15 protein-coding genes and 1 pseudogene are annotated in these 21,531 nt (G+C 69.6%); 7 read left to right on the top strand and 9 right to left on the bottom strand.

From position 1 onward, the window contains the following. Nucleotides 1-107 precede the first annotated feature (107 nt). Nucleotides 108-1,343, top strand: coding sequence for an alpha/beta hydrolase (locus tag GKO32_RS34060; protein ID WP_154761038.1), 1,236 nt, complete (start codon nucleotides 108-110; stop codon nucleotides 1,341-1,343). Here the strand turns inward: GKO32_RS34060 and GKO32_RS34055 are convergent. Genes GKO32_RS34055 through GKO32_RS34045 form a run of 3 tightly spaced genes read right to left on the bottom strand, consistent with a single transcriptional unit; the run spans nucleotide 1,329 to nucleotide 6,025 of the window. Continuing rightward, nucleotides 1,329-2,420, bottom strand: coding sequence for an SWIM zinc finger family protein (locus GKO32_RS34055; RefSeq protein WP_154761037.1), 1,092 nt, complete (start codon nucleotides 2,418-2,420; stop codon nucleotides 1,329-1,331). The two genes, GKO32_RS34060 and GKO32_RS34055, sit on opposite strands and share 15 nt — an antisense overlap. After that, the gene (locus GKO32_RS34050; RefSeq protein ID WP_312869031.1) at nucleotides 2,417-5,149 is read right to left on the bottom strand and encodes an SCO1167/SCO6262 family helicase; all 2,733 of its coding nucleotides are present in this window, start codon (nucleotides 5,147-5,149) and stop codon (nucleotides 2,417-2,419) included. The genes GKO32_RS34055 and GKO32_RS34050 overlap by 4 nt, the downstream gene beginning before the upstream one ends. Before the next feature lie 54 nt (nucleotides 5,150-5,203). Next, the gene (locus GKO32_RS34045) at nucleotides 5,204-6,025 is read right to left on the bottom strand and encodes an LLM class F420-dependent oxidoreductase (RefSeq protein WP_154761036.1); all 822 of its coding nucleotides are present in this window, start codon (nucleotides 6,023-6,025) and stop codon (nucleotides 5,204-5,206) included. 52 nt (nucleotides 6,026-6,077) lie between these two features. Between GKO32_RS34045 and GKO32_RS34040 the strand changes: the two genes are divergently transcribed. Continuing rightward, nucleotides 6,078-6,749, top strand: coding sequence for a class I SAM-dependent methyltransferase (locus GKO32_RS34040; RefSeq protein WP_154761035.1), 672 nt, complete (start codon nucleotides 6,078-6,080; stop codon nucleotides 6,747-6,749). A gap of 3 nt (nucleotides 6,750-6,752) precedes the next feature. On the opposite strand, the gene icmF is transcribed toward GKO32_RS34040, so the two are convergent. The 5 genes from icmF to GKO32_RS34015 form a co-directional block, all read right to left on the bottom strand. Continuing rightward, nucleotides 6,753-9,989, bottom strand: coding sequence for a fused isobutyryl-CoA mutase/GTPase IcmF (icmF, locus tag GKO32_RS34035; RefSeq protein ID WP_154761034.1), 3,237 nt, complete (start codon nucleotides 9,987-9,989; stop codon nucleotides 6,753-6,755). Between the two features lie 138 nt (nucleotides 9,990-10,127). Further along, complete coding sequence (locus tag GKO32_RS34030; protein WP_312869029.1) at nucleotides 10,128-10,739, bottom strand: GTP-binding protein; 612 nt, start codon at nucleotides 10,737-10,739, stop codon at nucleotides 10,128-10,130. Beyond that, complete coding sequence (locus GKO32_RS34025) at nucleotides 10,720-11,487, bottom strand: DUF742 domain-containing protein (RefSeq protein ID WP_154761033.1); 768 nt, start codon at nucleotides 11,485-11,487, stop codon at nucleotides 10,720-10,722. Before GKO32_RS34025 ends, GKO32_RS34030 begins: the two co-directional genes overlap by 20 nt. 7 nt (nucleotides 11,488-11,494) lie before the next feature. Next, the gene (locus GKO32_RS34020) at nucleotides 11,495-11,938 is read right to left on the bottom strand and encodes a roadblock/LC7 domain-containing protein (RefSeq protein WP_154761032.1); all 444 of its coding nucleotides are present in this window, start codon (nucleotides 11,936-11,938) and stop codon (nucleotides 11,495-11,497) included. Continuing rightward, a complete protein-coding gene (locus GKO32_RS34015; RefSeq protein ID WP_312869027.1) occupies nucleotides 11,935-15,999 on the bottom strand; it encodes a nitrate- and nitrite sensing domain-containing protein in 4,065 nt (1,354 codons plus the stop codon). Before GKO32_RS34015 ends, GKO32_RS34020 begins: the two co-directional genes overlap by 4 nt. An 841-nt stretch (nucleotides 16,000-16,840) precedes the next feature. Between GKO32_RS34015 and GKO32_RS34010 the strand changes: the two genes are divergently transcribed. The 5 genes and pseudogenes from GKO32_RS34010 to GKO32_RS33995 all read left to right on the top strand — a co-directional run bounded on the left by GKO32_RS34010 (nucleotide 16,841) and on the right by GKO32_RS33995 (nucleotide 21,127). After that, entirely contained in the window at nucleotides 16,841-17,200 is a 360-nt protein-coding gene (locus GKO32_RS34010; protein WP_376766032.1) for a DUF485 domain-containing protein, read from the top strand. Between the two features lie 4 nt (nucleotides 17,201-17,204). Next, a complete protein-coding gene (locus GKO32_RS34005) occupies nucleotides 17,205-18,800 on the top strand; it encodes a monocarboxylic acid transporter (RefSeq protein ID WP_154761029.1) in 1,596 nt (531 codons plus the stop codon). A 13-nt stretch (nucleotides 18,801-18,813) separates the two neighbouring features. Continuing rightward, nucleotides 18,814-19,920, top strand: coding sequence for a type III PLP-dependent enzyme (locus GKO32_RS34000; protein WP_312869026.1), 1,107 nt, complete (start codon nucleotides 18,814-18,816; stop codon nucleotides 19,918-19,920). Beyond that, nucleotides 19,913-20,263, top strand: a pseudogene (speD, locus tag GKO32_RS39525) (adenosylmethionine decarboxylase); the annotation flags it as partial. The gene GKO32_RS34000 and the pseudogene speD, both read left to right, overlap by 8 nt. After that, the gene (locus GKO32_RS33995) at nucleotides 20,243-21,127 is read left to right on the top strand and encodes a spermidine synthase (RefSeq protein WP_246245157.1); all 885 of its coding nucleotides are present in this window, start codon (nucleotides 20,243-20,245) and stop codon (nucleotides 21,125-21,127) included. The pseudogene speD and the gene GKO32_RS33995, both read left to right, overlap by 21 nt. On the opposite strand, the gene GKO32_RS33990 is transcribed toward GKO32_RS33995, so the two are convergent. After that, the gene (locus tag GKO32_RS33990) at nucleotides 21,093-21,431 is read right to left on the bottom strand and encodes a DUF3817 domain-containing protein (protein ID WP_154761026.1); all 339 of its coding nucleotides are present in this window, start codon (nucleotides 21,429-21,431) and stop codon (nucleotides 21,093-21,095) included. The genes GKO32_RS33995 and GKO32_RS33990 overlap by 35 nt on opposite strands. Nucleotides 21,432-21,531: the final 100 nt, after the last annotated feature.

Here is a 21,531-nt window from a genome sequence, read left to right as displayed (position 1 = left end):
GCATGTGGGCTGCTCAGGCGAGCCCGGCGGCCGGCGGAATTCCGGGCGAAGGCGTTTCCCGATACGAAAACGACGTCAGCGCAATGCGGCAAATTACGATCTGGCGGATGAGACCGCGTTTCTTCACCCGCCGGGCGGTCCAGCTCGCGCTCACCGCCAACGCGCTGCGACCCGTGCCCGGCGCGCGCGCCGCGATCCCGGCCTTCTTCGCCGGCTGGCTCACCGGCGAGCTCGCGCCGCATCTGCTGGCGCTGACCGCCGCCGACACCGCCGCGCATCTCGCCCTGCGCGGCGCGCGGACCCGCACCGACCGGGCCGCGCTCGCCCTCGCCGGGGCGTCCGCGGTGGGTCTCGGTGCGCTGATCGCCGACGCGCAGCGCGCCCGCGGCCAGGTCGAGCAGGCGCTGGCCGGGGCGCTCGGCGCGCATTACGTCGAGGACCTGCGGCGCCCACCCGACCCGAAAGACCTGGCCACGCCGTGGGGCCAGCTGGTGCTGCCGTTCCGGATGCGCAACCCGGACGTCCGCCGCGACCGGGACATGGCGTACGCGCCGGGCGGCAAACGGTTCCTGCTGGACATCTACCGCCCGAAGGAACCGGTGCGGGACCGGCCGGTGCTGCTGCAGATCCACGGCGGCGCGTGGATGGTCGACAGCAAGGACCACCAGGGCATCCCGCTGATGCTGCACATGGCGCAGCGCGGTTGGGTGTGCGTCGCGATCAACTATCCCCTCTCGCCCTCGGCGCGCTGGCCCGAGCACATCGTCGCGGTCAAGCGGGCGGTCGTGTGGATTCGCGAGCACATCAGCGAATACGGCGGCGACGGGTCGTTCCTCGCCGCCACCGGGGGTTCCGCGGGCGGGCATCTCGCGGCGTTGCTCGCACTGACCGCGAACGATCCCACGCTGCAACGGGGTTTCGAGGACGCGGACACGGCGATCCAGGCGTGCGCCCCGCACTACGGCGTATACGACTTCGCCGCGACGAGTGGTTCGCATGCCAGCGAGCACCGGCTGCACAACCTGCTGGCTCGGTATGTGGTCGGCAAGGACCCGGTCGAGCATCTCGACGACTACCTCGCCGCCTCCCCGCTCGACCGTGTGAACGGCAAGGCGCCGCCGTTCTTCGTGCTGCACGGCGAGCGCGACACCATGGTGCCGGTGCGGGAGGCGCGCGAGTTCGTCCGGCGGCTGCGTGACGTCTCGCCGAATCCCGTTGCCTACGCGGAACTTCCGGGCGCACAGCACGCATTCGACGTCTTTCCGTCGGTCCGCAGCGCCCACGTCGTCCGCGGTGTGGAGCGCTTTCTGGAGTGGTCCTATCTGCGGTCATTGGCCCGATAACGCGTCGAGCGGGGTACCGGCGCCGGGCGCCACGGGCAGCCAGCCGCCGGGCGCCGAGTGGAACAGGTACCAGCGGTTGTCCTTACCCAGCCGCAGTTGCACGTCCCCACGGGTGACTCGGTTGCGCCAGACCCGGGTCTCGCCGGGCAGGTCTGCATCGTCCAATTCGGACTGTGCGGCGAACAGGGCGGCACGCGGCGGTTGCCAGGATTCACGCAGCGCCGCGAGGCCGCCACGCCCGGCGGCGCGCCACGCCTCGACCCAGGCCGCGGGGACGTCCGGCGAAGCGCGACGGGCCAGATCCTCCTCGAGGCTCAACGGCCGCGGATCGGCGCCACGCAACACATCCCACGCCCGCATGGCCGCGTCGGCGGCGAGCGACGACAGCACGGCGGTCCGCAGCTTCGACCGGGACGGCGGCTCCGGCAGCGGCGCCGGCTGCCCCGGCTCGGCCGGCAACCCTGGCAGGTCCGGCACCGGAGAAGGCTTGCGGGCAAAGGCTTCCTTCGGCGCCAACCCGGGTTCCTCGACGACGACCGTGGCCCGCGCCCGCCGCGAACGGAGCTCCGACAGCACCGCCTCCCGGCCACGCCCGCGTAACAGGAACAGCACGAACGGATCGGCGTCGACCTCGTCCGCGACCAGGTAGCAGACCGCGGCCGAATGCTTGCACGGGTCGGCCGTGTCCGGGCACGAACACCGCGGCCGCAGCTCGCCGGGCCCAGGCAGCAGGTCCACACCGGACTCTCGCGCGTGCGCGGCCAGATCCGTCGGCAGCTCACCATCGAGCAACGCCGCGGCGTGCCCGAGCCGGCTGCCGATCAGCTCCAGCAGCGTTTCCCATTCCTGGCTGGAAAAACGGTGCGTCTGGATCTTCACCCGGTACGGCACCGCCCGGCTGCCTCGCACCCACGCCCGGACTTCGCCCGCGGTGACGTCCAGCGCGCTCACCCGCCCCTTGCGCGCATACGTACGGCCGCGCGGCAGCCGGTTCGGGTCCAGTTTCGCCCGCCCTTCGAGCGCCTCGACCCACGCGCGGCCCCACCAGGTCGCACCGAAGGTCCGGCGCGGCGTCATGGCGCCTCGCCCAGGCGCACGAGCTCGGTCAGCTCGTCGTCGGACAGCTCGGTCAGCCAGTCCTCCCCGGCGCCCACCACGGCTTCGGCCAGCCCGCGCTTGGCCTCCAGCACCGTCGCGATCCGGTCCTCGAGGGTGCCTTCGGCGATCAACCGGTGCACCTGCACCGGCCGGTCCTGCCCGATCCGGTAGGCGCGGTCGGTGGCCTGGTCCTCGACGGCCGGGTTCCACCACCGGTCGTAGTGGATGACGTGGGTGGCGCGGGTCAGGTTCAGGCCGACCCCGCCTGCCTTGAGCGACAACAGGAACACCGGGATGTCACCGGACTGGAACCGGCGCACCAGCTCGTCGCGGCGGTGCACCGGAGTCGCCCCGGACAGCAGCTCCACCGGCAGCCCGCGCTCGCCGAGCCGGGCGGCGACGAGCTTGCACAGCTGGACGTACTGGCTGAACACCAGCACGCTTTCGCCCTCGTCGAGGATCACGTCGAGCAGCTCCTCGAAGGCGGCGAGCTTGCCGGAACGGCCGGTGAGCGGCCCTGACTGCTTGAGGTACTGCGCCGGGTGGTTGCAGATCTGCTTGAGCTCGGTGAGCAGCTTGAGTACCTGGCCGCGCCGCTGCACGCCCTTCGACTCGCGGATCACCGCCAGGTTCTCCCGCACCACGGCCTCGTACAGCGTCGCCTGCTCGGTGGTGAGCGGGACGAACTGGTCGGTCTCGGTCTTGCGCGGCAGCTCCGGCGCGATGTCCGGGTCGGTTTTGCGGCGGCGCAACAGGAACGGGCGCACGGTCGCGGCCAGCCGCTCGGTGCTCGCCGTGTCCCGGTCGCGTTCCACGGGGCGGGCGATGGTGCGGCGGAAGTGTTCCAGCGTGCCCAGCAGACCCGGTGTTGTCCAGTCCACAATGGACCACAGCTCGGTGAGCCGGTTCTCCATCGGGGTGCCTGTCAGCGCAACCCTGGCCGCGGTGGGGATGCGGCGAAGTTCCTTGGCTGTCACGGAAAGCGGGTTCTTCACGTGCTGTGCCTCGTCGGCGGCCACCAGCCCCCAGGCCACGCCGGCCAGCTCCGCCGAATCCCGCCGCAGCACACCGTAAGTGGCGAGCACGACCTCGTCCGGCGCGATCTCGTCCAGATGCCTGCCGCCGCCGTGGAAACGCCGCACCGAGACGGCCGGTGCGAACCTCGCGAACTCGCGTTCCCAGTTGCCCAGCAGGGAAGCCGGGCACAGCACGAGCGTCGGGCCCGCACCGAACGCGCGGCGGTGCAGGTGCAGGGCGATGAGCTGGATCGTCTTGCCCAGCCCCATGTCGTCGGCGAGGATGCCGCCGAGGCCGAGCTCGGTCAGCTGGGCGAGCCAGGCCAGCCCCGTCCGCTGATAGGGCCGCAACGTCGCCTCGAGGCCCGCCGGAACCTCCACTGTGGACGGTCCACTGCGGACCCGGTCGAGCAGGCCGGAAAGTGCCGGTGGCGCCGAGAACTCCAGCCGCTCGCCGTCGACTTCCATCGTGCCGGACAGTGCCGCCGCGAGCGCCTCGGCCGCGCTGAGCTCGCCGGGCGACCGGCGCCGCAGCTTCGCGAGCAAGCCGGGGTCGGCCCGGACCCACTGCCCGCGCAACCGGATCATCGGCCGTTTCGCCTCGGCCAGTGCGGTGATCTCGGCCTCGGTGAGGTTCTCGCCACCGACGGAGAGCTGCCAGCGGAACTTCAGCAGGTCGGTCATCCGGAAGACCGCGCCGCCCTCGCTGCCCGGGGCAGGCGTCGCGCTTGCCTTCACACGGATGCCGTCGCTGAACATTCCCTTGGGCCACAACACTTCCACCCCGGCCGCACTGAGCGCGGAACCGCCGTGGCCGAGGAGTTCGACGAGCTCGTCGTCGGTGAAGACCAGTTCGGCGGGGGCGGCCTCGTCGAGTGCGCGTCCCAACGGCGCCCACGCCCGCGCACCACGGCGCACCGCGATCAGCAACTGGGCCTCGACCTGCTCACCGAGCCGCGCGAGCACCGCGTCGGGCGCATCCCACAGCGTCGCCGCGTCGACCACCAGGCTCGGGTCGATCGAGCTGCGCAACGCGAGCACGCCCGCGAACTCGGGCTCGTCCTCGCCGCGGATCTCGACCCGCAGCTGCAGGTTCGCGCCGCTCGGCTGCTGCGCGGCGAGCCAGTCGAGATCGGCGGCGTCGAGCAGGGTCGGCTCGGGCGCGGCGAACGCGGGCCCGCCCGCGACGACCCGCGCGGCCGGGGTTCGCACCAGCACGTCTGCCGTCGCGTCCCACAACGCCCGCACGAGGGTCTCCGGCGCGTGCAGACGGACGTTTTTCAGTCCCGACAACGGAAGCGCGTGTGCCTCCGGCGGAAGGGCAGCGGCCAGCTCACGCAGCAGCGTCTCGTCCGTGCCGTCGAGCGGGCCGACCCGCCAGGCATCGACCCCGCCGGAGGTGGCCGTGGGCAGCACCCGGCCGCGGGCGATCAGCTGTAGCGCGGCATTGACCGCCGCCGACCAGGCAGCGATCGCCGGGCCGCTTTCGGCGGGCGCGGACAGCAGCAGCGGGATCGCCTCGGTGAGGGGCAGCACATGGGCGGCCACTTCCGTGCGCCCGAACGCCTTTCCCTTCGGCAGCACGAGTTCCACCTTCGTGGGACCGGCACCGTCACCCCACAACGCGAGCACGCCCTCGCGCGGCGGGTCCGAGGGCACGAAGATCGCCCTGGTGTCCAGTGTCAGCTCCACGGGCCCACGATAGAGCCCGGCACCGACAATTCCGGCGCGGCCGGCTCGATCCGGTTACCGGTACTGGGCGGCGAAGGACGCGAACTCGTCGAGCTTCGCCAGTGCCTGCGCCTCGGGTACCGGGTTCAGCATGAACGCCACCCGTTCGATGCCCGCCTCGGCGTACTCCCCGAGCGCACCCTTGTCGGCAGGCGCGCCGAAGAGGGTGAACCGCACGTCGGAACGGCCGTTGTCGTCCAGCCACTTCCGGACCCGTTTGATCTCCTCGACGCTGGTGTTCCCGCGCGGGAGCCACCCATCGGCATGCTGGCGCAGCCGGTCCAGCGCGGCCGGGCTCTCCCCACCGACATAGATCGGCGTGTGCGGCTTCCGCACCGGCTTCGGCCACTGGAGGATCGGGCCGAACCGGACATACTCGCCCTCGTAGGCCGGCTCGTCCTGCGTCCAGATCGTTTTGAGCGCCTCGAGTTGCTCGTTCAGCAGCGCGCCACGGGTGCGGGGGTCGGTGCCGTGGTTCAGCATCTCCTGCCGGTTCCAGCCCGCGCCGACCCCGAGCAGCGCCCGGCCGCCGGAAATCAGATCCAGACTCGCGACCTCTTTCGCGGTGTGGATGACATCCCGCTGGATCAGCAGGGCGACACCGGTGCCCAGCAACAGGTTCTCGGTCACCGACGCGATCGAGGCCAGCGTCAGGAACGGATCGAGCATGCGGGAATGCTGGCGCCCGATCATCGCGGGCCGGCCTTCGCGGGCGGCGGGGAGGTGTGAATGCTCCCCGAGCCACACCGAGTCGAACCCGCGGTCCTCCAGCGCGCGGCCCAGCGGCACCGGGCGGATGGTCTCGTCGGTCAAGAAAGTGGCGACTCCGAACCTCATGTAACTCCGCAACTCCTTGCCATCGATCGCGTATTCCCCGACACTCGGTGCGATGACGGCTCCCGATTTCGACGAGCTCTACCGCGGCGAGACGCAACTGGGCGGAATGCCGCGAATCCCGTGGGACATCGGCGAGCCCCAGCCGCTGGTGGTCGAGCTGGAGGCAGCGGGCGAGTTCCGCGGCGCGGTGCTCGACGCGGGCTGTGGGCTCGGGGAGAACGCGCTGTTCCTCGCCGGCCGCGGTTACGACGTGACGGGCATCGACGGTTCGCCCACCGCGATCGAACGGGTCCGGACGAAGGCCGCGGAACTCGGCCTGGACGCGCGGTTCGCGGTGGCCGAGGCGACGCGGCTCGACGGCTTCGACGGCCGCTTCGACACGGTCCTCGACAGCGCGCTGTACCACTGCCTCACCATCGAGCAGCAGCGCGAGTACGCGGCCACGCTCCATCGCGTCACCCGGCCCGGCGCGACGCTGCACCTGCTGTGCCTCGCCGAGCGGCTCGGAGCCGAACTCGGGCCGATGGTGATCACGCCCGAGAACCTCCGCGGCACCTTCGGCGAGGGCTGGCACATCACGCGGCTGGAGCGGCGGGGCTACACGACGTCGGTCATGCCGGAGAACCTCATGCCCGAGCCGCCGCCGGAAGCGCCGAAGATCTCGCTCGACGACCGCGGCCGCTTCCTGATGCCCATCTGGCAGCTGGCCGCGACCCGCGCCTGACCGTCACACGTTGCGCCGGTACTGGCCGCCGACCTCGAAGAACGCCTCGGTGATCTGCCCCAGCGTGCACACCCTGGCCGCGTCCATCAGCACCGCGAACACGTTCTCCCCGCCCGCGGCCACCTCGCGCAGCGCCTTCAACGCCTGCTCGGCGTCGGCCTGGTGGCGCTGCTGGAAGTCCGCGACCCGGTCGAGCTGCGACTGCTTCTCCGCCTCGGTCGCCCGCGCGAGCTCGACCTCCTGCTCGTCCTCCTCCGGATGCGGGTTGCGGAACGTGTTCACCCCGATGATCGGCAGCGTGCCTTCGTGCTTGAGCCGCTCGTACAGCATCGACTCGTCCTGGATCTTGCCGCGCTGGTAACCGGTTTCCATCGCGCCGAGCACACCGCCGCGCTCGGAGATCCGGTCGAACTCGGTGAGCACGGCCTCCTCGACCAGATCGGTGAGCTCGTCGATGATGAACGCGCCCTGCAACGGGTTCTCGTTCTTCGACAAACCCCATTCCTTGTTGATGATCATCTGAATGGCCATCGCGCGGCGAACCGAATGTTCGCTCGGCGTGGTGATCGCCTCGTCGAAAGCGTTGGTGTGCAAGGAGTTCGCGTTGTCATACAGCGCGCACAGCGCCTGCAGCGTGGTCCGGATGTCGTTGAAGCTGATCTCCTGCGCGTGCAGTGACCGGCCGGAGGTCTGCACGTGGTACTTGAGCTTCTGCGAACGCTCGTTGGCGCCGTAGCGCTCCTTCATCGCCGTCGCCCAGATCCGCCGGGCGACCCGGCCCAGCACCGAGTACTCGGCGTCCATCCCGTTGGAGAAGAAGAACGACAGGTTCGGCGCGAAATCGTCGATGTGCATTCCCCGCGCCAGATACGACTCGACGTAGGTGAACCCGTTGGCCAGCGTGAACGCCAGCTGCGAAATCGGATTCGCGCCCGCCTCGGCGATGTGGTAGCCGGAGATCGAGACCGAATAGAAATTGCGCACGCCGTGTTCGATGAACCATTCCTGGATATCGGCCATCATGCGCAGCGAGAACTCGGTGGAGAAAATGCAGGTGTTCTGCCCTTGATCCTCCTTGAGGATATCGGCCTGTACGGTGCCGCGGACGTTGCGCAGCGTCCATTCGCGCAGGTCTGCCGCTTCCTCCGGGGACGGCTCGCGGCCGTGCTCCGCGCGGAAGGTGGCCATCTTCTGGTCGATCGCGGTGTTGAGGAAGAACGCCAAAATCGTCGGCGCGGGGCCGTTGATCGTCATCGACACCGACGTGGACGGCGCGGTCAGATCGAACCCGTCGTAGAGGGCCTTCATGTCGTCCAGCGATGCGATCGACACGCCGGACGTACCGACCTTGCCGTAGATGTCCGGCCGGGTCGCCGGGTCGCGCCCGTACAACGTCACGGAGTCGAACGCCGTGGACAGCCGCTTCGCGTCGGACTCGGCGGACAGGTACTTGAACCGGCGGTTGGTGCGGAACGCGTCACCTTCGCCCGCGAACATCCGCGCCGGGTCCTCGCCGTCCCGCTTGAACGGAAAAACGCCTGCGGTGTAAGGGAAGTAACCGGGCAGGTGTTCACGGCGCAGGAACGACAGCAGCTCACCGCGATCGGTGTAGCGCGGCAGGGCGACACGCGGGATCTTGCTGCCCGACAACGTTTCCCGCCACAGCTGGGTGCGAAGTTCCTTGTCACGCACCTTGAACACGAGCTCCTCGCCACGGTAGGACTCGGACAGCGTGGTCCACTCCTCCAGCAGGCGCCGCGTCGCATCGTCCACACGCGACTCCGCCTCGTCGAGCAACTCGCCGATCGCCGTGGTGTCCGCACCGGCCTTCGCCAGCGCCGCCTTCGCCGCGGCGAACTGGTCACGCTCACGAACGGCCGCCACCTGCTCCTGGGTGCGCTCGTGATAACTGCGCACGGTGTCGGCGATATCCGCGAGGTACCGTGTGCGCGACGTGGGGATGATCGTGCCGGCGCCGCTGGACACCTTGCCCTCGACCCGCGGCAACGTGCCGGCGGAGACCGAAAGACCCTTGTCCGCCAAGGCATCCCGCAGTTCCTGATACAGCGCGGTGACGCCGTCGTCGTTGAACTTCGCCGCGCTGGTCCCGAAAACCGGCATGTCGTCGGGCGAGGCGCTGAACGCCTCACGGTTGCGCAGCAACTGGCGCGCGACATCGCGGCGCGCGTCCTCCGCACCCCGGCGCTCGAACTTGTTGATCGCCACGACATCGGCGAAGTCGAGCATGTCGATCTTCTCCAGCTGCGATGCCGCACCGAATTCCGGCGTCATGACGTACAGCGAGTGGTCGACGTGATCGATGATGCCCGCGTCGCCCTGGCCGATCCCCGGCGTCTCCACGATCACCAGGTCGTGCCCGGCCGCCTTGCACGCGAGAATCGCCTCATCGAGCCCCTCCGGGATCTCGCCGCTCGTCGTGCGCGTGGCCAGCGACCGGAAGTACACCGGCGAGCCGTCGAGGCTGTTCATCCGGATCCGGTCGCCCAGCAGTGCGCCGCCGCCACGACGGCGCGTCGGGTCCACGGCCAGCACCGCGATGCGCACCTTGTCCTGCTGGTCGAGGCGGAAGCGGCGGATCAGCTCGTCGGTGAGCGAGGACTTGCCGGAACCGCCGGTACCGGTGATGCCGAGGACCGGCACTGTCCGGTTCCTGGCCGCCTCGGCGATGGCCTGGTGCCATTGCGCGGGAAGATTCCCGGCCTGCAGCCGGGTGATCGTCCTGGCCAGCGCGCGCACGTCACCGGAAAGCAGTTGCTCGACCGATCCGGCGTCGCGCGCCGCAAGATCGACGTCACACTCCTTGATCATCAGGTTGATCATCCCGGGCAGGCCCAGCTCGAGCCCATCGTCCGGGGAGAAGATGCGCGCGACACCCCGCGAGTGCAGCAGCTCGATCTCCTCGCGGACGATCACGCCGCCCCCACCGCCGTAGACCCGGATGTGCCCGGCGCCGCGCTCGCGCAACAGCTCGACGAGGTAGGAGAAGTACTCGACGTGACCACCCTGGTAGGCGCTGATCGCGACGCCCTGGACGTCCTCGGCGATCGCGGCCGTGGCGACCTCGTCGACGGACCGGTTGTGCCCCAGGTGCACAACCTCCGCGCCTTGCGACTGCAGGATGCGGCGCATGATGTTGATCGAGGCGTCATGCCCGTCGAACAGGCTCGAAGCGGTGACGAACCGAACGGGGTGCACGGGGGTGTACAGAGGGTCGCTCATAGACCCAAAATACTCGGACTTCCTACTATTTTAAACCCGAGCATCAGGGTGACGTGTCCCACCGGGGACGACACGCGACAGAAACACACCGAGGGAAGCGCGCGGGCGGGGACCAGCGGGGCGCCTCGAAGGCGGGCTTCAGCGGGTATTGGCTGCCCGCAGCGAAATCCACTGCCGCATCGCGTACTCGACGAGCGTGATCAGCGTCTGCTTGGTCGACTCGCGGTCACGCGCGTCGCAGCGCACGATCGGCACGCTCGGGTCGATCGCGAGCGCTTCGCGGACGTCGTTGATCTCGTGGTGCAGGACGCCGTCGAACGTGTTCACGCCGATGATGTAGGGCAGCCTGCGGTCCTCGAAGAAGTCGACCGGCGCGAACGAATCCGCGAGCCGGCGGGTGTCCGCGAGCACGACCGCCCCGATGGCCCCGCGCACGAGGTCATCCCACATGAACCAGAACCGCTGCTGGCCGGGGGTGCCGAACAGGTAGAGGATCAGGTCCGCGTCCAGCGACACCCGGCCGAAGTCCATGGCCACCGTGGTGGTCGACTTGTTCGGGGTCGCATCGAGGTTGTCGATACCACGGCTGGCATCGGTCATCATCGCCTCGGTGGTGAGCGGCACGATCTCCGACACCGACCCGACGAACGTGGTCTTGCCGGCGCCGAAGCCACCGGCGACCACGATCTTGGCCGAGGTCATGGTTTGCGGCGCGGCCGGCCGCGGTGTTTTAAAGCCGACGGAGTCCACTCAACACCCTTTCCATCAACATGAGATGCGCCTCGGCGTTATCGCTGCCGGACACGGTCTTGTGCACGGTGATCAAGCCGGCGTCGGCCGCGTCACTGATGAGCACCCTGGCCACGCCGACCGGAATCCGCAGCAGCGCCGCGATTTCCGCGACCGAACGTGGTGAACGGCATTCTTCCACTATCTGACGGTGCTCGAGCTGCATCGTCGTCCCCGCGTCCAGCCGTGCGGCGACGGCATCCTTCACGGAGACCAGGGTCTCCAGTTCGAGCGCGTAGCTGGCCTTGGTCCGGCCACCGGTGAGCGCGTACGGCCGTACCGCCGCGGTCTCCTCGTCGAGCGGCTCGGGCCGCTCCGGCAGTGCCGGCCCGGCGTTGTTGACCGCGGGCTCGAAGTACCCGCTGCCGAAGTTGGTGCCCTGCGCCGGCTCGAAGTAGCCCGACCCCTGGTTTCGCTCGACGTGGCCGGAACTCTGCGGCGGCTCGAAGTACCCCGAGGCACCCTGACCGGTCGCGAAATAGCCGGTGCCACCCGCGGCATCGGCGAACCCCGGCCCCGGCGGCGGCTCATACGCCGACGGCGGCGGCTGCTCGGGCGCGACGACACCCGGCTCGTCCTGGGGCGGCTCGGTCTCGACTTCGGACTCCTTCGCCTTCTTCCGTCTCCGGCGGCTACGTCCCGAATCGAGGGTGAAGCCGTTGAGGACGTCCGCAAAAGTCGCGTCGTCGTCCTCGTCGGGTGGGGTCATCGCGGCATCATCCCACCGGTTCGCCGATCAGGGGACCCCCGGAACCCTGCAGCTGAGCGCGAAGTTCCGGCGTGAGGATCTGACCGACACGGTCGACGAGCATCGTCATCTCGTAGGCCACCTGGCCGATGTCGCAGTTCGGCGCCGCCAGCACGGCGAGGCAGGAGCCGTCGCTGATGGACATCAGCACCATGATGCCGAGCTCCATCTCGACGACGGTCTCGTTGACCGCACCGGCTTCGAAGCAGCGCGCCGCGCCCTGGGTGAGGCTGACCAGACCGGACGCGACCGCGGCGAGCTGGTCGGCACGGTCGAGGGGCAAGCGGTTCGACGCGGTCAGCAGCAGCCCATCGGCTGAAACGACCACCGCGTGCGCCACCCCCGGCACGCGCTCGGCGAAGTCGTTGACCAGCCATCCGAACTGGTTGTGTTGTGGCTGCGGCGAGGTCATTCACCCTCCATCGTTTCGTGTTCGGACTCGACCGGCTGACCAGTGCGGTGCCGTCCACGCCGGACACCTTGCTGGAAACTGTTCAGCCTGCCGCGCACATCCTGCGGGTCGCGCTGGGCTCGGGGACCAACGGCGCCCGCGGACGACGCACTACCCGGCATGAGCTGCTCACCACGACGGCGGCGCGGCAATCCCGCCGCCGTGTAGCTCGACGGCGCGGCTTGCGAGGCCGCTTGTACCGTCTGCCAGCTCTCGTCGGTCGCAAAGGACCACGCGGACTCCCCGCCTGCACCGGCCGGTTCGGACCCGCCGTCCTGACGGCGCGGCAGCGGAGTCTCCGACACCGGGGCCTGCTGGTCCTCGAACAGCTGCGGCTTCTGCCACAGATATCCGGTGGACGGTTCCTCGGCCTGCTCCTCCGGGGGTTCGAGCCGCCGCGGCCGGGTGCCCGGCCGACGCTGCGGCAACGGGTTGCCTTCCGCCCGCGCGGCCCGCTCCGGTCCGGTCTGCCGCCGGGGCAGCGGGTTGTCGCCGGACGGCTGGCCCGAGGCAGCCGGCGCAGCGAACGGCTGGCGCCACGGGCTCTCACCCGACGGTTGCCCCGCTGCGGCACGCTCGGCCGCGGATTGCCGCCGCGGCAAGGAGTTCTCGCCCGACGGCTCTTGACCCGCCGCAGCCGGCTCACCCGACGGCCGCCGCCGAGGCAACGGGTTTTCGCCCGAAGCCTGGGCCGCCGCGTGCTCGGCGCCAGGCTGCCGCCGGGGCAACAGGTCCTCACCCGGAGACTGGCTCGCCGCGCCACGTTCGACCGCGGGTTCCCGCCGCGGCAAGGGATTCTCGCCCGACGACTCGCCCGCCGCCGCACGCTCGGCCCCGGATCGCCGCCGAGGCAACGGGTTTTCGCTCGACGACTGGCCCGCCGTGGCCTGCTCCGCGCCAGAATTCCGCCGAGGCAGCGAGTTCTCGTCCGAAGCGGCATGGTCGACACCAGAGTTCCGCTGAGGCAAGGGATTCTCGCCCAACGACTGGCTCGCGGCGGGGGGCTGCTCACCCGGCTCACCAGCCGGTTGCTGCCACGGCTGGGACGTCGGCGTCGCGGCAGTGCTTTCGGGCCCGCCTGGCCACACCTCCTGGCCCGGCTGAGTCTGCGGCCGCGAACGGCGCTGTCGCTGCGGGAGTCCCGCCGCCGTCGTGGCCGAGGCCGCCGTCCCGGCGTCCGCGGAACTCGCTTCCGCGGACGACGACTGGTCCACACCAGACGCGTCCGCCGGCTTCGCCGCGTGCCGGGCACGGGAGAGGCCGTGCTGGAAACTGCTCAGCCGCCCACGGATGTCCGCCGGATCGCGCGACGGCAGCTGCGGGGCCGACTCTGCCGCACTCGCCGCGGGCTGCGCGCCGGCGCCCGGCGTGGCACTCCCTGGCATGAGGTGCTCGCCGCGACGACGACGCGGCAACCCCGCCTGGGTGTAGCTGGTGGGCTCGGCCTGCGACGCGGCCCGCGCGGCGCGGAAGCTCTCGTCAGCCGCGAAGTCCCAGCCGGTGGTGGCCTTGGCCTCGGCCTCCTCCTGCGCCGGTTCGGCCTGCTTCTCTTCGGCGGGCTTCTCCGCGCCCTCGGCCTTCGCGGGCTTCGGCGCCGGCTCGTCACTGCGGAACCAGGCCGAGAGCGTCTCGTCGAAAATCGGCGTCGTCTCGCGGGGGGTGGGCGGCGGAGGCGGCGGCGCGGGTTCGGCGGCGGCCGCACTCCACCATTCGGTCAGCGCACCGGAACTCGTGTTCGCCTCGAACAGCGCCGCGCCCGACGGCAACTCGCCGCCCGGCAGCTCCTCCGGCTGCGGGTCGGCAGGCGGACGGTCCAGCTCGTCCGGCTGGATCGGGCTGAACAACGCGGTTCCGGAGACCTCGACATCCGACGCCGGCCGCGGCGGCAACATGCCCGAGTGACCGTTCTGCGTCCACGCCCCCGGTGCGGCGGCACCGTCGCCGAGCGTGCCCGATGTGGTCCCGGCGAGGCTGGTCAGCGCGCCCGGCCGGCCCGCACCGTTGACCGTGCGACGGCGCGGCAACTCCGGATCCGGCTGGTGGACCGGTTCGGGCGCCACCGGCTCCGGCAGACCCATCACCATCTCGGGCGGCACGGTCACGGTGGCGCGGACACCGGCGATGTCCTTGCCGCCGTGCAGGGTCACCCCGATGTGGTGGCGACCGGCGAGCCGGCCGACCACGAACAGGCCCATCCGCCGCGACGTGGCCAGATCGACGGTGGCGGCCTCGGTCAGCCGGACGTTGGCTTCGGCGACCTCGGCCTCGTTCATGCCGATGCCCTTGTCCATGATGTCGATGATCAGGCCCCGGTTGTCCCCGACCCGCGTCGACACCGTCACCTGCGTCTCCGGTGCGGAGAACGCGGTCGCGTTGTCCAGCAGCTCCGCGATCAGGCGCATCAGGTCACTCGCCGCGTAGCCGACGACCCGCGCGGTCGGCGGCGTCTGCACCGTGACCCGTTGGTACTGCTCGATTTCCGACACCGCGGCACGCAGCACGTCGGCGGTGGTGACCGGCTGGCCGGTGCGGCGGCCCGGCTCGGCGCCGGAGAGCACCATGAGGTTTTCGTTGTTGCGCCGCATCCGCGTGGCGAGGTGGTCGAGCTGGAACAGCGTGGCCAGCTGGTCGGCGTCCTCCTCGTCGCGCTCCAGCCGCTCGATCAGCTGCAGCTGCCGCTGCACGAGGCTCTGGCTGCGGCGGGACAGGTTGACGAAGACGCTGGAGTAGCCGGTGCGCATGGTGGCCTGCTCCATGGCCAGCCGCAGCGCCTGACTGTGCACCGCGTCGAACGCCTTGCCCACCTGGCCGATCTCGTCGGCGGTGCCGATCGACACCGGAACGACTTCGGCGCTCTGCTCGCGGCCCTCCTGGATGTTCGCCACCGCCGCGGGCAGTTGCCGGTCTGCGATGTCCAGCGCGCTGGTACGCAGTTTCCGCAGCGAACTGAGCAGCTGGCGGGTGATCAGGAAGACGATGGCCGCGGTGAGCACCAGCGCGGCGAACAGCAGCACGGCGAGCAGCCCGGCGTCGGTGCCCGCCGTGTCGAGCAGCTCGCCGGAGGTGGTCAGCGCCGTGTCCCCGAGCCGGGCGCTGACCGCGCGCAGCGAGTCCACGACGGCGGTCGCCACCGTGTTCCACTGGTCACCGGAGATCGCCTTGAGCGCGTCGCCCGCGGTCAGCCCCTGCGTGGCGAGCACGCCGCTGACCAGACGGCTGCGAGTGTCGAAGTTCTGGCCGGTGACGGTGCGGTCGAAGTCCTGCCCCTGCGCGCCGCTGGCCGCCGCGCGAAAGTCCTCCAGCCGGTCGGCCAGCCGGACCTCGGCCGTGCGCAGCTGGTTGAGCTGGGTCGGGGTGAGGCTGCCGCGCGCGATGCCGTAGTTGAGCAGCACCTGCGACGTGGCCACCTCTTCCTTGGCGACCTGCAGGTCGTGCAGCGCGTTGGCGGTGCCGCTGATCGACGGGTCGCCCATCCCGGCCACCAGCGAGGTGTCCAGCGCGAGCAGCGCGGTGGTCATCGCCGAGTAGGCGTCGAGTGCCTGCACGGAATCGAGCTGGCCGGCGGCGATCTGCTGACGGACCTCGCCGATCCGGGCGAGGGCGTTGTTACTGGCGGTGCCCGGCGCGGCGACGGCGGTGTCGACCTCGGTGACCCGGCCGGTGTCGGCGCTGAGCGGCTTGAGTGCCCGGTCGGTCGCGGCGCGGGCCGCGTCGAGCTCGGGCGAGCTGCCCACGGTGCCCTGCGTCAGCAGTGCCGCGGTGCGGGTGCGTTCCTGCTGCAACGCGTCCACGAGCGCCCGCACGTCGGTGCTGAGCACGACCAGCCGGTTGATGCGCTCGTAGTCACCGGACCGCTGGACCTGGTTGCTGATGGTGATACCGCCGAGCACCAGTGCGATCAGGATCGGGATCAGCGTGACCGCCGCCAGCTTGACCGACAGTCTCCAGTCGCGCCATCTGCTGATCGCGCGCCACTTGGAGGGTCGCCGCGGTTGCTGGCCTAGGAGCTGTCCCACAGGCACTTGGCCTTGTCCTGCAACGGTCACGAAAGTGACTCCCTGTCCGGCGTCTCGTGTGCGCGTGCTGCGACGTCTGTTCGTGCGTGCCCGGTCCGGGCTGACGGCGTTGTCCCCAGGCTCGTCAACTCGCTGACCTGCGGTGTTCCTGCATGATGCGTTTCGCAGCATGGTCCGAACAAGATCAGTTACCTTCGGTCACAGCGAGTCAATGTAGCCAGGGAAGCGTACACCAATGGGGCACGACACGAAGTCTGCCCGAAAAGTGCCTCCGACCAGGGAAAATACCCGTTGTAACAAGGGGTTGACCGAGCTGGCGGGCAATGTGGTTGCCCGTCTGTTCGGATACGTTACGGCCCTGATGGGGCCGCGTTCACCCACATTCACCCACATAGCCCATGCACTGTCCGGAGCCGCGCGTAAAAGGTGTACCGACCGTGTACCGCGCATGCGAGTTACAGAAGAATAACGCCCGATGATGTGGCTTCGCGCGGTCGTCGATTCCCGGATTTTCCCGGCCCTCCAACGAAAGCGGCAAGCCTTCCCCCGATGCATGGCGGCGCGGTCAATCCCTGCCCGTCCACTCCGGAGAGTGAACTATTCCGACCATTACTACCGTCAGCAACGCCCACCCGCATGATCCTCCGGCACTCCTCGCCTGAACGGCCGATTACAGCTGGTGAAGGCCCCCCTTGATGCTCACTCAGCGAACCCAGCCTCTCGTCATCGCGTTACGGAGCTGTGGCTAGCATGTGCCGCTCAACGGTTCGCCAGCTCGCCGGGAGGCAGCATGCAGAACGTCGCCCAGGGGTCCGCAGCGAGGACACCCGCCCAGGACACTCCAGAGATGCCGGCGTTGTTCGAGTCGGCGGAGGAACCCGCCGAACCTCGCCAACGCCGGGTGGACGTGGACTACGTGGCGATCCAGAGAAGCCCGGAATTCGGGGCGCTGCGCAGCAGGTTCCGCGGTTTCGCCTTTCCGATGACGTGCGCGTTCATCGCCTGGTACCTCGTGTACGTGGTGCTCGCCGCGTACGCACACGACTTCATGAGCCACAAGCTCATCGGCGAGGTCAACGTCGCGATCGTCATGGGGGTCCTGCAATTCGTCTCGACCGCCGTGATCACGATCGCCTATCTGCGATTCGCGAAGCGCCGCATCGACCCACAGGTCGAGAAGGTTCGGCAGCAGGCAGGAGTGCGCTAACCCCATGATCACCACGTTCGCGGCCGGGGAGAGCCCGGACAGCAACCCGATCCTCAACACCACCGTGTTCGCGATCTTCGTCGCGATCACGCTGTTCGTCGTTTACCGGGCCTCCAGCGGCAAGTCTTCCCGCGCCGACTACTACGCGGCCAGCGGCGGGTTCACCGGCAGGCAGAACGGCATCGCGCTGTCCGGCGACTTCCTGTCCGCCGCGTCGTTCCTGGGGATCGCCGGCGCGATCGCCATCAACGGCTACGACGGCTTCCTCTACTCCATCGGCTTCCTCGTGGCCTGGCTGGTCGATCTGCTGCTGGTCGCCGAGCTGCTGCGCAACACCGGCCGGTTCACCATGGGCGACGTGCTGAGTTTCCGGATGAAGCAGCGCCCGGTCCGCGCCGCCGCAGCCACCTCGACGCTGGTCATCTCGCTGTTCTACATGCTCGCGCAGATGGCGGGCGCCGGTGCGCTGATCGCCTTGCTGCTCAACGTGCACAGCCGGTTCGGCCAGTCGGTGGTGATCGGCGTCGTCGGTCTCGTGATGGTCGTCTACGTGCTGGTCGGCGGCATGAAAGGCACCACGTGGGTGCAGATCATCAAGGCCACGATCCTGATCCTGTCCGTGGTGCTGATGACGGTGTTCCTGTTCGGCAAGTTCGGGTTCAACCTGTCCAACCTGCTGTCGCAGGCCGCCTACCAGAGTCCACTGGGCGAGAAGCTGCTGCAGCCGGGCGCGCAGTACGGCAAGTCCGACACGTCGAAGCTCGACTTCATTTCCCTGGGTATCGCGCTGATCCTCGGCACCGCCGGGTTGCCGCATGTGCTGATGCGCTTCTACACCGTGCCGAACTCGCGGGAAGCGCGCCGCTCGGTGGTGTGGGCGACCGCGTGCGTGTTCATCTTCTACATGTGCACGCTCGTGATCGGCTTCGGCGCGACCGCGCTGGTCGGTACCGCCGAGATCAAGGCCGCGCCCGGCGGGGAGAACTCCGCGGCGCCGCTGCTCGCGCTGCACATCGGCGGCACGGTACTGCTGGGCATCATCTCCGCGGTGGCGTTCGCGACGATCCTCGCGGTGGTCGCCGGTCTGACGATCACCGCATCGGCGTCCTTCGCGCACGACGTGTACGCCAACGTGATCAAGAAGGGCCAGGCCGATCCGGTCGACGAGGTCCGGGTCGCCCGGCGGACGGCCATCGGCATCGGCATCCTGTCGATCATCGGTGGCATCCTGGCCAACGGCCAGAACGTGGCGTTCCTGGTGGCGCTGGCGTTCGCGGTCGCGGCGTCGGCGAACCTGTCGACGTTGCTGTACACGATGTTCTGGAAGCGGTTCAACACGACCGGCACGCTGTGGGGCATGTACGGCGGGCTGAGCGCGTCGGTGGTACTGGTGCTGTTCTCGCCGGTCGTCTCCGGTGGTGCGACCTCGATCATCAAGGGCGTGGACTTCCACTGGTTCCCGCTGAACAACCCGGGCATCGTGTCGATCCCGTTCTCGTTCCTGTGCGGGTTCATCGGCACGCTGGTCGGCAGGGCGAAGGCCGACCCAGCCAAGCACGCCGAGATGGAGGTCCGGTCGCTGACCGGGATCGGCAGCTGACACGCTGGATGGCGTGAGTTCACAACGGATCCGCCGGTTCCTCGAGGGACAGCTCCCGCCGACACCGTTCCTCGTGGTCGACCCGGTCGTGGTGACCGAGCGAGTGCGGGAGTTCGCCGCCGAATTCCCGCACTCGCTCCTTTTCTATGCGGTGAAAGCGAACCCCGAGCCGGCTGTGCTGCGCGCGGTGCTGGCCGCCGGCGGTGGTTTCGACGTCGCGAGCCCGGCCGAGATCCGCGCATGTCTCGCCGAAGGCGCGCGGCCGCAGGGGCTGTCCTACGGCAATCCGATCAAGAAACCCGCCGATATCGCGTTCGCCTTCGCCCACGGGGTCCGCGAGTTCACCACCGACGACGAGTCGGACCTTCGGCATATCGCCCAGCACGCACCGGGCGCGTCGGTGACGGTGCGGATGCTCGTGGACGGGCCCGCCTCGGCGACGCCGTTCGGCCGCAAGTTCGGTTGTCCGCCCGCCGAAGCCGGGCGGTTGCTGCGTCTGGCCGCCGAACTGGGCCTCGACCCCGTGGGCGCCGGCTTCCACGTCGGCTCCCAGCAGTCCGACGTTTCGGCCTGGGACGCCGGAATCGCGGTCGCGGCTAAGGTGGCCGCCGAGTTTCCGTTGCGGCGCCTGAACATCGGTGGTGGTTTCGGGATCACCTATCGCGCGCCGGCGCCCTCGCTCGCCCGGTACGCCTCCGCTGTCCGGGCGTCCCTGGCCGAGCACTTTCCCAGCGGCGCACCGGAAATCGCGCTCGAGCCGGGGCGCGCGGTGGTCGCCGAGGCCGGGTTGATCCGCGCTGAAGTGGTGCTGGTCGCCTGGCGTGCCGGGCACCGGTGGGTCTACCTGGATGCCGGGCGCTACAACGGGCTGGCCGAGACGGAGAACGAGGCCATCCCGTACCGGTTCGACGCCGGCCCCGGTGAACGGGGGCCGGTCGTCATCGCGGGGCCGACATGCGATGGTGACGACGTGCTCTATCAACACACGCACTACGAACTGCCACTCGCGTTGAAGACGGGTGACGAGGTGGACATCCTCGACGCCGGCGCGTACACGGCGAGCTACTCGTCGGTGGCGTTCAACGGAATCGAGCCATTGCGGACGTACTGCCTTGACTGAGATCGGCGCTTTCTCCGGCCGGCACGTGCTCGCGGAGCTGGACGGGATCGAACCGGGCCTGCTCGACGACCCGGAGTTCCTTCGCGAGGCGCTGCGCTCGGCGGTCACCGGGGCGGGCGCGACGGTAGTCGACACGCTGGCGCACCGCTTCTCCCCGCACGGCGTGACGGTGCTGGCGCTGCTGGCCGAGTCCCACGCGTCGGTGCACGCGTATCCGGAGATCGGCGCCGCGTTTGCCGACGTCTTCACCTGCGGCGAACGCGCCGACCCGGAGCTGGCCGTCGAGCTCCTTGCCCGTGCGCTCGGCACCGCGTCGGTCCGGATGACCACCGCTCGCCGCGGGCATGGGGCGCGGCAGCTGAGCGAACCGGTCGGCCGCGGGCTGAGGAGGTCATGGGAGGTCTCGGACGTGCTGTTCGAGACGCGCACGGACTTCCAGCACCTGCTGATCGGCCGGACGGCGCACGGGATCACCCTGTTCTGCGACGGCGAACGGCAGAGCAGCGAAGCCACCCAGCTCACCTACCACGAGGCGCTCATGGTGCCCCCGATGCTGCTGGCCGGGCAGGTGCGGCGGGTGTTGATCGTCGGTTCCAGCGAAGGCGTCGCGAGTCAGCTCGCCGTCGCGGAAGGCGCCGAGATCGTCGACCACGTCGACATCGACCGAGCTGCGGTGCGGGCCTGCGCCGAGTATCTGCCCTACGGCTACACCCCTGCCGAGCTCACCGCCGCGGAGCTCGGTGCGGGCCCCGTCCGCGTGCATTACCGCGACGGCTGGGAGTTCCTCGGCGCGGCCGAACCCGGGTACGACGTGATCGTGATCGACCTACCGGACGAGAACGACGATCCTGCGGCGCAACACAATCGCTTGTACGGCAAGGAGTTCCTCGACCGCTGCGCCGCGCTGCTCGCACCGGGCGGGGTCGTGTCGAGCCAGGCGGGCTGCCCCACGATGTGGCGCAACGACACGCTGATCAACGCCTGGCAGCGGTTCACCGAGACGTTCGGCACCGTCGTGTACTACGGCTCCGACGAGCACGAGTGGGCGTTCCTGTCCGGGCGCGCGGAAACGGGCCCACCGGAGCTGGCGGCCCGGCTCGGCAAAGCGAACTACCGTCCGGAGACCATCGACACCGACGCGTTGCGCGGCAACACCGTGCCGCCGCTGCGGATCAGAGCTTCCGGCCCGCCTCGACCCGGTGCGTGACCGCGCGCTCGGCGACGAAGGACAGGAACGGAATGGTGCCGGCGAGCAAGACGAGGATCGTGCCGCGGATCGACCACCGCGACTTGAGCGCGAGATCGACCGCGACCACCAGGTACACCATGTAGAACAGGCCGTGCGTGACCCCGGCCCAGCTCATCATGCCCGGCGAGTCGGCGGCGTACTTGAGGATGAACGCGGCCGTCAGGCACAGCAGCGCGACACCGGTGGCATACGCCATGACCCGGTAGCGCAGCAGCGGCCCCTTCAAGGTCGCGACCTTGCTGCCCTCTGTGCTGCTCACCATTTGCGGTCTCTCCTCATCATGTTGTGGAATCGTCTGCTCAGCGGTGCGGGTGGCGGAACCTGAGGGCCCCTGGCTCCGGGATCGCCTCCTCATGAATCCC

The sequence above is a fragment of the Amycolatopsis pithecellobii genome (genome assembly GCF_009707865.1).
GTDB lineage: Bacteria > Actinomycetota > Actinomycetes > Mycobacteriales > Pseudonocardiaceae > Amycolatopsis_E > Amycolatopsis_E pithecellobii.
Note: the sequence above shows the minus strand (reverse complement) of the source record. Positions and strands in the feature narration are given on the sequence as shown.